Here is a 14,258-nt window from a genome sequence, read left to right on the forward strand (position 1 = left end):
TTCCGTAAATCCGTTACCCTGGGCTGGATCGGCGGCTAGGCGCCAAAGGAAGGCATTGAAGCATTTGATGGCGGAACCCTATCCCAGCTATCCATCCAGGTGATACACGGCGATCTGCATGGAGTTGCTAACGCGACAGGAAGGCTGCATCGGCACCACGGTGTGAATTACGGGTATTGCAGATACGCGCTGCATGGCTAAGCTGCGGTATGAATGACCGGCCACGCAAATCCGCGATCGAACTTCTCGAAGGCGCTGCGACCGAGCTCGCGGAGATCCATCGCGGCAAGCATTATGGTCCCTGGCGCCAAGAAGCCGCGCAGCGCCTCAGCAATACGCTCGCGCAGGTCGAACCTTTCAGCAATTTTTGCAATGTCTGGATCTACACCGGCGACAGTAGCGGTATTTTCGCTGGGGCCCAGTTCGGCGAATGGGCAATCGATCTACTCGTCGAAAAAAAGACACCGGAAGCCATCCTTGCCGCATTTTTGACCGAAGTAGAACGTAATGCAGCCAACTATAGCGATATGTCCCCCGTCCTCGGCGTCCAAATCAATGTGCGCTGTGACCTAGGGGACGGGGTCACTCTGGTCCCTGAACCGGGGGACGTGCTGGCGTCGCTAATGCATCGTTCGACATTTCAGCCGATGCTGCTCCCGACTGGCACATCGCTGCTCTGCCAGTCGTGCACGGTAACGCCGGCTTTTGAGCGGGGCGGGAGCGACGAGTTCAAGCAAGGCGGCCCGAGCATCACAGCTCCAGATGCGAGTCATCGGGACGCGGCGCGCAAGCGTGTCCGCCTCGCCTGCCTGTTGGCGAGCGCCGGTCCCGTCGAGTTACCCCTGACCGTGCTGCGCCCGGACCGTCGCGCGCTGTTCGTTGGGGGCAAAGGCAATTGGGAGGCGCAGCCATTCGCCGCACGCCCACTAGTTTCCTATCCGGTCGAGGCGGCGGCGGTGACTCGCGCCTTCGAACTACTCGGCAGGTTCCGTGAGGTCGAAAGCCTTACGCGTGCAATCGATCGGCTTGGCCGTGCACGTCTCGCCGCCTCGCCGGTCGATCGCGCGTTGGAATTGGGGATCGCCGCCGAGATCGCGCTCATGCACGATCACAGTCCAGCCAATACCGAGATCACGCATAAGATCGGCGGCCGTGCGGCCTGGCTGCTTGGGCGCGATCCTGCAGAGCGCGAAGCCGTCTTCGTCGACCTGAAGAAGCTCTACCAAGCACGTTCGCAGGCAGTGCACTCGGGCGCTCTCTCTTCCAAGTCAACTGTCGATCTCGACGCGGCTGACCAGCTGGTCACGCGCGTGCTATCCGCCATTCTCGAACGTGGCAGCTTTCCAAACTGGAATAACCTGACCATGGGCGGCAATGGGCGATAGCCAAAAGGTATAGCTGCTGTAGCGGCGCTATTGGGCAAATTAGTAAACATCGCAAGGCAAATGAGTTGCGTCGGCCAGTAAACGGGGACACGCAACAGCAGGGAAGGGAAGATGGCAGCAAAACGCTGGTGGATGGGAGACCCGCACGAGTGCTTCTGGCTTGAAGCGACTGACCGCGACGATATAGGCATGGATTTGCGGGCGCCGCTCGCCGATGCCAAAGGCCGCGACAATTGGCGCTATACGCTCTTTCGCGAGGCCCGCCCTGGGGACATCGTGCTGCACTATGACGGCAAGGTTGCGGCGATCACGGGATGGTCGACGGTCGCGGGACCGGCGGCGTCTCAGCCGATCACTTGGGCGGCGCGCGGCTCCTATGCGCGCAAGCGCGGCGCCCAAGCAGTGGAACTGCCGGGCTATTCGGTGCCGCTTCGGGATCTGACGCGGCTGGCGACACCGATCACGCTGGCCGCGATCCGCAAGCAGAAGGATCGCCTGATTACGTTGACGCAGTCACTCCAGCAAGCGGCTGGCAAAGCGCCACTCTACTTTCCGTTCGAGCTATCCGACCGGCCGGTGCGACCAATGCAGGGCTATGCGTTCAAGCTGCCGGCCGCTTTTCTGGCGCTGTTCGGCCTTGATACAATCGTCGCGCCGTCGCCCACCTTTCTGCTCAGCACTAGCCGCGCCGAGATTCGCCGGTACTTCGACAGGTGGCGCCGCGCCCTGCTGGAGGACGCGGTCCGCGAGGAGGGCCTTTGGCGGCTGCCGGGCGAGCGGTTCGTCTTCTCGAACCAGGACGAACGCGCCAGCACACGGCTGGGCCCGCGCACTACGCTCGGAGTCGACCCGCTCGGCCATTACTGGGCGGTGCAGATCAACGAGGCAGAAACACCGGGCGATGCGAATGTCACGTCCGCGATCGCGCTCGATCGGAGCGGACGGCCGTATCTACTGCGGCAGGGACGGCTCAGTGCGCGGCGCAAGGACGAGCAGCCGGTCTCGTTCGAGACTTTCCGTCGGCTTACCGGCGCGATGCCGGCTGCAGTTGCCAATGGCGATACGCGGATCAAGCGTGACTGGTATATCGTGACGGCGCTCGACATTTCGTCCGAAGAGATCCGGCGTAACACTGCGCGGTTTGTTGATCTGTGCATGGTTGCGCGATTACAGGGCAAGGGCGCGGGCGATCCGGAGGATCTCGCCGTCCTGGAGACGTTGTGGTCGGGGGACGAGACCGGCGGTACCTATGTCGTTCCCGGCAGGCCGGCGAGCGATCCGCGCGAGGTTCAAAGATTCCAAGGCGAAGTGTGGCAACACATGGCAGCGTTGCTACGCGCACACGGCGCGAGCGTCGATAAACCGCGTCATGCAAAGGGCTATGAGGTCGACGCCGAGGTGGTGAAGGCCGAGCGCCGGTTGCTCATCGAGATCAAGTCTGGCGCGAGCGCGGCCGAAGTCTATGGCGGGCTCGGGCAGCTTCAGCTTTATCGCAAGCTGCTGCCCCGTCTCGAACACCATGAGCCAGTGCTACTGTTGCCGCGGCTGCCTTCCCCTGCGCTGGCGGAGGCGGTGCGCGCATGCGGCGTCACGCTCGTCACCTTTGCCTTGCAGGTCAAGGGCAAGCGGCTCGCGGTCACCTTCTCGGAGACCTTCTATGAGACCTGTGGCATCCCAGCGCTTGCGAGCGAGACCGCGTGACGCGCGCCGACACGCGAGCCCCATTGCGAGCACTGAGCTGCCCGGCGGTTCGCATCCGCTTCGAATCCATCCCCTTTCACCACACTCCTGCCAGCGGATATCGCCCCTTCCCGGACGGGGAGACCGTCTGCTTCGCGCCACGAACTACCGCTCGCCTTCGATCTTCTGGCGATCCTGCCCGATTTCCTCGGCTGGGTGGGGGCGACCGCGGCTACGCTTTAGACGACTTTCGCCAGCGGGTTTGGACCTCGGCGCACGCCGGAGATCCCGCAAAAAAGACGGATGCGCCGGTCGCCTGTCCGGCGTGGATCTACAACAACCGTAACCCTATCGAGCGCTTTTGGGTCGGGATTAAGGAGTCGCGGGCCTTCGCAACCCGCTATGAGAAAAACCTGTCAGCTCCCTCGCGGGAGTTCTTTGCCCCGCCGCTACCCTCGATTGGATCAATAGCTAACAGGACCCAGTCGACACCTTGGTCTCTCTGCTCAGTTCGCGGCGGCCACACAGCGCCCCCAAGGGCGCGCCCACCGAAATCGGTGCGCAAATTTCTCCAAGAGAATATTCCCTGCTCGATGCTCGCAGATTGAGTGCGATCTTTCACGCGTCGCTCGATTGGCGAAGGCGGCGCGGTAATGGTATCTCTATTCGAGCTTTGGCTGTCTCGGATTCCGGTAGCGGAGATGAGATCGTGAACGAAAACACTCTAGAAACCGCGCTCGCGGTGATCAAAAAGGATTGGTCGATCCTGTCGTCGCGCATCCGCACTGCCGAGCACGATGTGATCACCGACCACGGACACCTTAACCTGCGTTTGCATTATCCCGCACTGCGCGACGCTCAAGCGACGGTCGAGGAGCTCATCCAGACGATCGCGCTCTACCTGACTCACTTCAGCCTGCCGCGAAAACGGGTCGAAGCCGTCTATGCAGCCCAGGAGAAAATGGCGTCGGCGTTCGAGCGCCATCAGGCGATCTCCCGCCTTGAGCAGGAAGCGCGTTCGCTGTTCATCCGGGCGAGGAAATCGTCCCAGCGGACGGGGGAGGCCGGCGAGCTGCTGCTGTACCTGCTCACAGAGTGGATGTTGGACGCCCCTCAGATTATCGCCAAGATGTCACTCAAGACCAGCACCCAGATGCCTGTCCATGGCTCTGACGGCATACATGTTCGCTTCGACGCAGAGGCCGGGCGTCTGATCTTTTACTCGGGAGAGGCCAAGCTTCACAGTGATCTCGGTCAAGCGATCAAGTCTGCGGTCGCATCAATCAAAGCCGGATCCAGCCGCGAGAAGATGCAGCATGAGATTGAACTCGTCCAAAGGCACATCGACTTCACTGGCCTCGGCGTGGCTGCGCAGACGGCGCTGCTCCGCTACCTCGACCCTTTTGACAATACATACAACGAGCGCCTCGAGGTGGTAACCTGCCTGATCGGCTTCGATTTTGCCGCCTATGCCGGCCTGACGGCAGACGGGATGGAAGACCCGGACGCGAGCTTCAAGTCTCTGGCGGTCGCCAAGCTTCGCGACGTAGGCCCGGCCTTCGCCAAGGCGCTGACAGACGCCGGCCTGCCCCGACAGAGAGTGGAACTCTTCCTATTCCCCGTCCCTTCGGTGTCCGTGTTGCGCGACCTTTTCCAGAACCAGATCGGCTGGACCCGTGACTAGGATGCAGGCGCTCGCAGACAAGGTCTGGGCCAATCCCGCGTTCCACGCCGCGGCGGGGCGACTACAACGGGCATGGCTCGCACACGACATTGGTGTCACGCGGGATGGCCGCCCCGACCTCGAAGAGGTGGTTCGCCTTGTACAGGCCTCGGCCATTCTGGCGTGCTCGGCCATCTCCGATCATCGTGAGCAAGCCTATCGCTCGATAACGTCTGCCTTCGATCTTTACGGCGCATCGGAACTTCCACTCGATCAGGCGGCGCGCGTCGTCCTGGCACGCCTAAGCAACTTTCCTGCCATGGCTACGCGCCCCTCGATCCGCGACGCCATGCCTAATTTGCCAGCCAGCCTCATCACCGAAGAATTAGTCGTTTCGGATCGCCGCACCGTGACCCATCGCGGTCGACCGATCTTGCTTACTCACTACCAGTTCGGTCTTTGGCGGCGTCTCAACCAAGGGAAACGCGTGGCAATTGCGGCGCCAACCTCGGCAGGCAAATCCTTCGTCCTTCAGAACTTTATCGTATCGCGCCTGGAGGAAGCTGGTTCTCTTGCCGTTGTCTATATCGTTCCGACTCGTGCTCTTATTGCGCAGGTTTCTGCTGACATACGCAAACTTCTCGCCGGCGACGGCGGAACTCTGGGCGAAGTAGATGTGATCACTGTTCCGATCGAGTCGGGACAGCCTCTGTCTGGGCGTGCCGTCTATGTCCTGACCCAGGAGCGACTCAGAATGATGCTGAGCGCCCACCCTGCCTTCCGCGCGCAGGTTATCATCGTCGATGAGGCGCATTCGGTCGGCGACGGTGCCCGGGGCGTACTTTTACAATGGACTGTCGACGATCTGCTGCAACGCCTACCCACGGCCCAGCTCCTCTTCGCCAGCCCCAGCATTCGGAACCTCGACGTCTTCGGGCGGATGTTCGATTTGACCGATATAGACACCCTTCCCAGCGGCGACCCCACAGTCGCCCAAAACTTTCTGGTCGCGGCATTCGATAACGCTGAGGCCGGCGACTTGACCCTCCACTACGTCGAGGCGGCGCGTGCGCTGACCGAGGTCGGTCGTCTAGCCTTGGGCCGCCGCTCCGTGACCCGCGTCGAAAAATTGGTGAATCTCGCGATCCACCTTGGCAGAGGCGCGTCTAACATCGTCTACGCTAACGGCGCAGGCGACGCCGAAACCATCGCGCTCGAGATCGCCGACCAGCTTAATGGGCCGCCGACGCCACGGAGGCAGGCGCTCGCCCAGCTTGCGGCGGAGACGGTCCATTGGTCTTACGCGCTCGTGACGTGCGTGAAGAAGGGCGTCGCCTTCCACTACTCTAACATGCCGACGCAGATTCGGACGGCCGTCGAAGAGGCGGTCGCACGGGGCGACATCGATTATCTTGTATGCACCACGACCCTCCTGCAGGGTGTCAATCTACCAGCCAAGAACCTCTTCCTTTGCCGCCCGCAGAAGGGGGACAGGGTGCCGCTGGAGGCGGTCGACTTCTGGAACCTAGTCGGACGGGCAGGGCGGCTGATGAAGGAGTTTCAGGGCAACATCTTCCTCATTGACTACGACAACTGGCACAAGAAGCCGCTTGAACAAGCCCGCGACGCCACAATCGTACCTGCGATAGAGGCAGGCGTTCTCCAGAAAGGAGCCGACCTGTTGCGCGTCGTCGAACAGCCCGAAAGTCAGCGAACTGAGATCGACCACGTCGATGCCGTCTTCGGCCGGCTGCTGCATGAATATTTCTCCGGCGGCCTGCCGAAGATGCTGAACCGCATCCCTGCCTTTGGCGATGCGACACCGGACTCGCTGGCTCTGCAAAAGGCAATTGCCGAAGCAGCCGTTGATATCACCCTGCCTGCCAGCGTCCTGCGCATAAGCCCAAACATCTCGCCGCACAGGCAACAGGCTCTTTACCGCAGTCTGCATTCCCGCGCGGAGAGGTCTCCTGAGGCCGCCATGGCCCTGGTTCCGAAACATCCAAACGACCGCGAGGCATACCAGTCCTACGCCGACATCCTCGAAATCTGCCACAAGGTCATGCAGGGGCGACCGGACACCTCGCTCCTACATCGCTTCCTCGCCCTCATCGCCTTATTCTGGATGCGGGGAAGACCGCTTCCTCAGATCGTCCAGAACCAGCTGCGTCGGAATCCTGATCGCGACCGCCGTGAGGTCGTTCGTGACACGCTCGAACTTGTCGAGAAGCGTGTGCGCTACCAATGCGTCCGATTGTTCAGCTGCTACGGTGCCGTACTTGCCGAGGTGCTACAAAACGTCGGGCTTCCTGACGTCGCCAAATCACTTCCATCCATCCCGCTGTTCCTGGAACTCGGGGCATCCGACAAGACGACGCTCAGCCTCATGTCCCACAATCTGTCCCGCGCCACCGCAACCCGCTTGACCCCTCATGCCCCATCCCGCGACCTAGGCGCGGAAGAGGCGCTGGAGTGGCTTCGCCGAGCTCCTGTAGAAACCTACGGCCTTCCAGCTCTTTTGCTGGAGGAGATTCTCGGGGTTCGAGGCGACAAGCCTGTGGAGACATCCGACGATGATGCCCACTGATATGGAGGTTGGAGTTCCAATTAGAACCGGAAGTACGCATGCTGATGTAGACTAGGCCGAAATCTCACAAGCGGCGCAAAGCCGCGCTGCTTGAAGGGCGGTTTATAACCCAAAGCGGACACTCATACTTCAAAGTTCAAGCAATACATATACTAAGAAATATCTATAAACTGACGCCAACCAGGGAGTGTTTCCTGCTTGTCATATTCGCCAATGCAGCGATTATAGTATTTGGCGAACCATTCTGATTTCTCCCTGTAAGGCTTGCCTACGGAATTCTGAAGATAAATTTGGATTGTCTTTTTTGCTTCTGCCCACCACGATTCTTGCATATCGTGTATTTTTCCGCTCAGCGTATCCTCCTCCAATTCGCGCAAAACATGGAGATAGTATACGCCATCGTTATCTCGTCTAACGGTCTTTTCAAAATATTCGGAAGTCGGTGTGCCGCAGCTTTTCTCAGCCTCACATAGCTTCACGCACTCTGTATCAAGGATGATGCGCGCGAACCGGGCACTCTTGCTCTCAAGATGATATGCACTGACCAGTGCGGGCCCAAAAATCAATCCTTTCTCATGGATTAGATGCCCACCTGCCACTCCTCCTCTGGTTAACAAACCACACTGAAGCAACACGCATGCAAACGCGCGTCCCATTTCCAAAACAGTCATGAGGCCCTCGGCGCTTCGAGTCGCCGATATAACGAGGGAATCAGAAAAGTTGGTGACAGTGTGAGGCGAGTAGCTGAGTCCTTTAGGGTATGCTGGTGGTCCATGTATTGGACTCGAGAAGGGGGCCTCGGTAAGCGCATCGTAGATTCGTTCTGTAAGTGCAGGGTCGGTATCGGAGCGGCCGATAAAATCAGCAAAGCCAAGTATATCGATAAAGATAACAAATTTATCCTGATATTTTCGAGCCAATTCGCGCTGGCGCCTATATTCTTTGACCCGCTCTGTCGTGATGTTAGAATTTCCCATTGACCATTCCGATCTGTCACTAGCCGTTTGCAGCCGCCGTCAAGTCGTCGATATTGGCCTAGCTAGGCACATCCGCCCACTAACACTAAACATACTGATTATAGGCACGAAGGTCGATTCTTTGTCGAAAACGGCCGAGCCTGATTGGCCACCACATGTCTGTTCCTGGCGCTTCGTTGCCGGTCGACATGGCGCCCGCGCGGATACGCGATTGCCTCCGCGGTGGAGAGGCTGTGGGCGCTGAGCGGGCGTTGACCGGCATGCATTGCCGGCGTAGTCAAGACGTCGTGTGCAGCGGGCCTCCCGTGTCCACGGAGTCCGCCGCCTTCTCCGTGTTACAGTTTTTGCCGGAACGCATCGTCTGCGGGAGGGAGGCAGGGTTGGAAGAGCTGCCGATCGGCAAGGCGTTCACGCTGCTCGAGCCGGGACCGGTCGTCCTGGTGACGACGAGCGACGGCCACACCGACAACGTGATGACGATCTCCTGGACGATGGTGCTGGACTTCACGGCGAAGTTCGCCATCACCACCGGAGCCTGGAACCACTCCTACGCTGCGCTCACCAAGACGAAGGAGTGCGTGATCGCCATCCCCACGGTGGATCTCCTCGACACCGTCGTCGGGGTGGGAACCTGCTCGGGGACGGACATGGACAAGTTTGAGAGGTTCGGGCTCACTCGTGTGAAGGCGCAGCACGTCCGGGCGCCGCTCATCGCCGAGTGCCTCGCCAACATCGAATGCCGTGTCGCCGACATCGTCGGGCGCCACCACACCGTGGTGCTCCAGGGCGTGGCCGCCCATGTCGACGGCAGCCGTAAGGAGAAGAGGCTGATCCATGCCGTTGGCGACGGCACGTTCGTGGCGGATGGCCGGCGTTTCGACCGGAGAGAGGCGATGCGGTCCAAGCTCCCGGGCGGCGTGTAGGTCACACTGACCGCCCCGGGCTAATCCTATACCGCGGATGGTGGCGTTCGTCGGCCGAAGCTGTGCCATGGGCAGGGGGCATCCCCAGGAATGCGCGCCCTGCGGACGTTCCGACGGTGCAAAGGCCGCCGCTCCCGTTATCCGGCATAGGGTAACCGGGGTCCTTCGTGACCGAGGCGATGTGGCGCCCGCGCAGGCAAGCCCGCGCGCCGGGCTCTCGTAAATCGAGCCTCCTGCGGAGTCTCGAACCTGACGGTCTTCGATCCCTGGCGCATCTCCCGCGACGTGCCTTCCTCCTGTAAGGGCGGCAACGGCAGGACCCGGTTCCGGGCGCAGGGCGATCCCAACAGTGATGGGGCTATCAGGTGTTCCCCAAGACATTCTGTCATCGTCAACCTCTGGCGCCTTCCCGTGACGATCGTCCACTACCAGCCATTCCCTGTGCCTGGAGGTTTCAATCCGCCGTGGCTATTCGCGGTGCTTCGTCGCTGTCCATGCGGATCCCCACGGCTTCGAAGGCCCGCCGGATGCTGCCCGGCACGTAGCCCCGCGATGAGCCCCTGCCGAGCTCGAAGGCGCGCACCGCCGACACCGACAGCGTCGCCTTCTCGGCGAGGGCTTCCTGCGACCATCCCAGTTGACGCCGGAAGAACCGGCACCGCTCCGGGGTCATGCATCCATCTCCGCCGAATCGCTCATCGGGCGACGCTACCACGGCGGGCGGGAGCCGTTCACGGTCCTTCTCCCGGACCGAGGACATGTGGCCGGGGAACCGCGCCGCTTCCGGCAAGGCTGCATCGAGCGTTACGCTACGGCGCCGTGAGCGGGGTCGTCTCCGACTGAACGGCTCGCGGCTCGACCAAGGCGGCCTTTCCTGCTGACGACCCTGACGCCGGGTGCGGCTGCGGGGCAGCCCCACCTCGATCCCGCAACCGGCGGGAGCCGACCTTCTTCCCCGCCGTGCTCGGCTGATGCCTGCGCGCGGCTTCCTCGCGCGACAAGAAGCTCGGCTCCCGCCGGTCCTCCGCTGCGCTGCGGCCCTTGCGCGTGCGGGCCGGTCGCCCGGCGCCCTTGTGATCGCCATCAAGGCCGCGGTGGTCGCGGCCGAACCCAGCGACGGAGACGACCATGGCTCAGATCGGCACCTTCACCCGCAACGACGACGGCTCCTTCACCGGGACCATCAAGACGCTCACCCTCAACATCAAGGCCCGCTTCGTCCCGGCCACGAAGGACAGCGACAAGGCTCCTGACCTGCGCGCCCAGAGCAATGGGATCGAGATCGGCGCGGGGTGGCGCAAGACCGCCAAGGAGACCGGCCGCGACTACCACTCGGTCAAGCTGGACGACCCGAGCTTCCCCGCCCCGATCTATGCCAGTCTGGTCGAGGTCGACGGCGGCTACGCCCTGATCTGGTCCCGCTGAGGCCGGCCGCCGGGTGCGGCGCTCCTCTGGGGCGCCGCACCCGGCTCCGGGGCATGCGGACGTGCTGGAACGCGACACGCGACCGCAGCAGCTCATGATGGCCGTGATCGCCGTGCGACCGATCGCGGGCCAAGACGGGGTGGCCCCTGTGCTCCCGAAGGTCCGTCTGTCTCTTCGGATGTCCCAGCCTACCATGCCGGGGCGGCCCGCCTCGAGAACGAGTGGTCCCCCCAAAAGGCTGCGCCTTTTGGCTCCCCCGCTCGCCGGCAGGCCGGTCGCCTGCGGCGATCCTCGACCCGGACCGCCCCGGCATCGTGACGCTCCCTCGTCTTCAAAACCAGAGGAGGGACCGATGCTCACCATCCACGACCAGGTCAGGGAACTGCGGGCCGAGCTGGCGTCCTGTGCCCTGACACGCCGCGAACGCGCCCAGGCCCGTGCCGAACTGGATCGGCTCCTCGCCCGGCAGGCGAGGATGGACCGCGCCGCCGATGCGGCGGTGTCCATTGCGGATGCGCCGCCCGCCTGAGGCAGCGCCGTGCGTCGCGGCCGGGAGCCTCGCCGTGCGGCCGGAGGACGCCTGCCGGCGCGCTCCGTTTCGCCATCCGGCTGTCCGGCGGCGTGCCGGTGATCACCCTTGGTCGCTGCTCAGGAGCACGGCCCCTTCCACACCCGGATTTACGGAGAACCGGCGATCCGGACATCCGCCGATCCGGGACTCCGGATCGCCGTGAACACGGCAATGCCCCCGGCCACCGCCCCGATTGGCCGGCATATGCCTAAAAAGTCACGCACCTCTCCCGGAAACCGTTGGTATTGCCAACCCTTTCGCCCCAAAAGCAATGATGGCGGAAACGTGGCGTCCTACCCACGTATGTCGTCACGCACCGCCGTCACCGTCTTGGGTGGGGCCGGCCAGTTCGGAGAGGAAGGGGTGATCGGGGGGCAGCGCCAGCAAATCGCCGGGGAGCACCTTCAGCGCCCGCGCCAGCCGGCCGAGCGTCACCACGCTCGCCTTGTGCTCGGCCCGCTCGATCTGGCCGACGTAGCTGCGGTCGATGCCCGAGATATGCGCGAGTTCCTCCTGCGTGATGTCGCGCTCACGCCGCAGGCGCCGGATGTTCGCGGCCAGTATGTCGGGCAGGTCCTCCATCGCCAGGATGGAGCCCCATTGCGGGAAAAGTCTCCACGGGATACATATACCATTCCGACGCCGGCCCCCGGCTGCCGGGTGGTCTTCAGCGTCGAACGGAAAGGAGCCTGCCCATGAGGAAGCCGCGCATCGACGCGCCGGTGTTCGACGTGGCGCCCACCGGCGAGACGCTCACCGACTACGACCGGCTGCATCTGGTCACCTACCTGCGCCTGCTCGACGCCGCGGCGGATGGCGCTGACCCCGACGAGGTCGCCCGGATCGTGCTGCGCATCGACCCGGACGAGGAGCCCGAGCGCGCCCGGCGTGCCCACGCCAGCCATCTCGCCCGCGCCCGCTGGATGACCGAAAGCGGCTACCGGCATCTGCTCGCTTCGAATTAAGCCGCCATTGCCGTCCGGCGCGTCCGGCAGTGCCGAACGCCGGCTGGGCGGCTCTTTTCCTGTCCGATCAAGCGCTTCCTCCCCTTTCGATCGGGGTGTGCCGGTTGCATCGATCCCCCGATACGCCGCGCCGGCCTACCGGTGCGGTCGGCGCTTCGCAACCTGAGCGTTTGGATGCGCATCCGTCCCTTCATCCATGACGAGGACGGTTTCATGACAGGCACGAGAGACTGGCGGTCCGCCGCCGCCTACGCCGACACGGCAGCGCTGCCGGTGGCGGGCTGGGCGTGGGAGTTCCTGCGCCGCAATCCCGAGTACAGGGCCGGGACGCGGGCCGCCGCGCCGCGCTCGGCCGAGCACGCCGCCGTCGGCCGGCGCTGGGGGTTGTCCTTTCGCCGAGGACCCGGACCGGAGCGCCCACGACACGGCGATCTTCTGGACGCCGGATCTGCTGCCGGACCTGGTGCAGCTGGTCCTGGTTCCTGTGGGACGAACCCTTGTGGCTCCGGACGCTGATCCGCTGGCCGGGCCGGGACGGCGGGCGGTGCTGGCGACGCCGGACGGCCTCCACGTGGTGATCGCCGACGGCGCCCGCGAGCGGCGCTTCCTGATCCTGGCGGCCGACCTGCCGGCACCGGGGACGCCGTTGTGGGCCACCGTGGCGTTCGACCGGCCGCGGGCGCCGCAGGTCGCCGGGATCGAGCGGCTGGCGGCGCTGATGGCGGGCCGGCCGCCGCCCGAGCTGACGCCCATCCAGACCGGTCTGCTGCGCCACGCCCTGCAGGCGCTCGACGCCGCCCTGGCCGGCGCCAGCCTGCGCGACACCGCCGAGGCGGTGTTCGGTCCGCAGCGGGTGGCGGCCGACTGGTTCCGCTCCAGCCCCCTGCGCGACCAGGTCCGCTACCTAGTCCGCCGCGGGCGGCGGCTGATGGCCGGCGGCTACCGCGACCTGCTGGCCGGCCGCCTCGGGCGCGGCCAGCGGTAGACCGCCGCGGGGAGGGGCCGGGGGACTCCGGCCCCTCCGGTCTTTCCCCTCCCCGGCGCTTTCGTGTTTCCGCGAGCCTTCCGCCATCGCGCACCGCCACTCCCGGCGGCGCGCTCCGGAACACGGAGGCTCGACCATGCACGACACCGCCGCCGACCTGCCGCAACGCTTCCTGCGCACGGCCGAGGCCGCGCACTTTCTCGGCCTGTCCGGCCGGACGCTGGAGAAGCACCGCGTCTACGGCACCGGCCCGCGCTACCGCAAGATCGGAGGGCGCGTGGTCTACGCGCTCGACGACCTGAAGGCCTGGGCCGACCGGGGCCTGCGCACCTCCACCTCCGACCCCGGCGCCGCCACCGTGCGGCCGGCCCGCCGCTGAGGGGAGGCGAGCATGGACGACCCTCGCTTTTCCGCCCGCCGCGCCGACATCGCGGTGCGCGACGTCGCCGACCTGATGGTCTGGCCGTGGTTCAGCCTCGCCAAATCCCCGCGCCGGGCGCCCATCGTCTTCGAGCAGGGGGCGGTGCGCATCCGGGTCGAGCCGGCCGGCGACCTCGGCATCGCCACCCTCTGGGACGCCGACGTGCTGGTCTGGGCGGTCAGCCAGCTGACCGAGGCCCTCGACGCCGGCCGGACGCCCGGCCGGCATCTGGAAACCCCGGCGTACCCGCTTCTGCGCTTCCTCGGCCGCGGCATTGGCCGGCACGATTACGCGCTGCTGCGCGCCGCCTTCGACCGGCTGGCGGCCACCCGCGTCGAGACCACGCTGCGCGCCGGGCCGCAGGGACCGGCTCGTTTTTGCTGGCTGGAGGGGTGGGAACCGACCGCGGCCGGGGTCCGCCTGACGCTGCCGGACTGGCTGTTCACGGCGGTGCACGACCGGCAGGTGCTGACGCTCGACCCCGGCTACTTCGCCCTGACCGGCGGGGTGGCGCGCTGGCTGTACCGGCTGGTGCGCAAGATGGGCGGCCGGCAGCGCGGCGGCGGCGCCATCGGGTTGCACCGCCTGCACGCCCGCAGCGGCAGTCCGGTGCGCCCGGCCGAGTTCGCCCGCCACATCCGGCGGATCGCCGCGTCCGGCCTGCCGGGCTACCGGC

General features: G+C 64.4%; 14 protein-coding genes and 1 pseudogene. 12 read left to right on the plus strand and 3 right to left on the minus strand.

What is annotated here, in order from left to right; translation table 11 throughout:
• Window positions 1-209: 209 nt before the first annotated feature.
• The 4 genes from F1643_RS03570 to F1643_RS03590 all read left to right on the plus strand — a co-directional run bounded on the left by F1643_RS03570 (window position 210) and on the right by F1643_RS03590 (window position 7,315).
• The gene (locus F1643_RS03570; protein ID WP_194910827.1) at window positions 210-1,385 is read left to right on the plus strand and encodes a HEPN domain-containing protein; all 1,176 of its coding nucleotides are present in this window, start codon (window positions 210-212) and stop codon (window positions 1,383-1,385) included.
• Between the two features lie 111 nt (window positions 1,386-1,496).
• Window positions 1,497-3,086: a hypothetical protein gene (locus F1643_RS03575; protein ID WP_194910829.1), complete on the plus strand. Its 1,590-nt coding sequence runs from the start codon at window positions 1,497-1,499 to the stop codon at window positions 3,084-3,086.
• A gap of 688 nt (window positions 3,087-3,774) precedes the next feature.
• A complete protein-coding gene (locus tag F1643_RS03585; protein WP_194910833.1) occupies window positions 3,775-4,749 on the plus strand; it encodes a DUF1837 domain-containing protein in 975 nt (324 codons plus the stop codon).
• Between the two features lies 1 nt (window position 4,750).
• Window positions 4,751-7,315, plus strand: a complete 2,565-nt coding sequence (locus F1643_RS03590; RefSeq protein WP_194910836.1) for a DEAD/DEAH box helicase — start codon at window positions 4,751-4,753, stop codon at window positions 7,313-7,315.
• Window positions 7,316-7,467: 152 nt separating this feature from the next.
• Here the strand turns inward: F1643_RS03590 and F1643_RS03595 are convergent, their stop codons facing one another.
• Entirely contained in the window at window positions 7,468-8,292 is an 825-nt protein-coding gene (locus F1643_RS03595) for a hypothetical protein (RefSeq protein WP_194910837.1), read from the minus strand.
• 380 nt (window positions 8,293-8,672) lie between these two features.
• Between F1643_RS03595 and F1643_RS03600 the strand changes: the two genes are divergently transcribed.
• Window positions 8,673-9,215 (plus strand): flavin reductase family protein, encoded by a 543-nt coding sequence (locus F1643_RS03600; protein ID WP_194910839.1) that lies wholly within the window; start codon window positions 8,673-8,675, stop codon window positions 9,213-9,215.
• Window positions 9,216-9,669: 454 nt separating this feature from the next.
• On the opposite strand, the gene F1643_RS03605 is transcribed toward F1643_RS03600, so the two are convergent.
• Window positions 9,670-9,888, minus strand: a complete 219-nt coding sequence (locus F1643_RS03605) for a helix-turn-helix domain-containing protein (protein ID WP_194910841.1) — start codon at window positions 9,886-9,888, stop codon at window positions 9,670-9,672.
• Between the two features lie 455 nt (window positions 9,889-10,343).
• On the opposite strand from F1643_RS03605, the gene F1643_RS03610 reads away from it, so the two are divergent.
• Both F1643_RS03610 and F1643_RS03615 read left to right on the plus strand, forming a co-directional pair.
• The gene (locus F1643_RS03610; protein ID WP_194910843.1) at window positions 10,344-10,640 is read left to right on the plus strand and encodes a DUF736 domain-containing protein; all 297 of its coding nucleotides are present in this window, start codon (window positions 10,344-10,346) and stop codon (window positions 10,638-10,640) included.
• Window positions 10,641-10,992: 352 nt separating this feature from the next.
• The gene (locus F1643_RS03615) at window positions 10,993-11,169 is read left to right on the plus strand and encodes a hypothetical protein (protein ID WP_194910846.1); all 177 of its coding nucleotides are present in this window, start codon (window positions 10,993-10,995) and stop codon (window positions 11,167-11,169) included.
• A gap of 351 nt (window positions 11,170-11,520) precedes the next feature.
• On the opposite strand, the gene F1643_RS03620 is transcribed toward F1643_RS03615, so the two are convergent.
• The gene (locus F1643_RS03620) at window positions 11,521-11,793 is read right to left on the minus strand and encodes a helix-turn-helix domain-containing protein (RefSeq protein ID WP_194910848.1); all 273 of its coding nucleotides are present in this window, start codon (window positions 11,791-11,793) and stop codon (window positions 11,521-11,523) included.
• 113 nt (window positions 11,794-11,906) lie between these two features.
• Here F1643_RS03620 and F1643_RS03625 point away from each other — a divergent pair, with 113 nt between their 5' ends.
• The 5 genes and pseudogenes from F1643_RS03625 to F1643_RS03640 all read left to right on the plus strand — a co-directional run.
• Window positions 11,907-12,176 (plus strand): DNA -binding domain-containing protein, encoded by a 270-nt coding sequence (locus F1643_RS03625; protein ID WP_194910850.1) that lies wholly within the window; start codon window positions 11,907-11,909, stop codon window positions 12,174-12,176.
• A 213-nt stretch (window positions 12,177-12,389) separates the two neighbouring features.
• Complete coding sequence (locus tag F1643_RS21850) at window positions 12,390-12,692, plus strand: transcriptional regulator domain-containing protein (protein ID WP_219729646.1); 303 nt, start codon at window positions 12,390-12,392, stop codon at window positions 12,690-12,692.
• A complete protein-coding gene (locus F1643_RS03630) occupies window positions 12,676-13,161 on the plus strand; it encodes a DUF2285 domain-containing protein (protein WP_370540450.1) in 486 nt (161 codons plus the stop codon). The genes F1643_RS21850 and F1643_RS03630 overlap by 17 nt, the downstream gene beginning before the upstream one ends.
• Window positions 13,162-13,297: 136 nt before the next feature.
• Window positions 13,298-13,540 carry an AlpA family transcriptional regulator gene (locus tag F1643_RS03635; RefSeq protein ID WP_194910852.1) on the plus strand — a complete coding sequence of 81 codons (243 nt, stop codon included), beginning with the start codon at window positions 13,298-13,300 and terminating at the stop codon, window positions 13,538-13,540.
• Between the two features lie 75 nt (window positions 13,541-13,615).
• A pseudogene (locus F1643_RS03640) lies at window positions 13,616-14,200 on the plus strand (replication initiator protein A); the annotation flags it as partial.
• Window positions 14,201-14,258: the final 58 nt, after the last annotated feature.

Source organism: Azospirillum sp. INR13 (genome assembly GCF_015390205.1).
Lineage (GTDB): Bacteria > Pseudomonadota > Alphaproteobacteria > Azospirillales > Azospirillaceae > Azospirillum.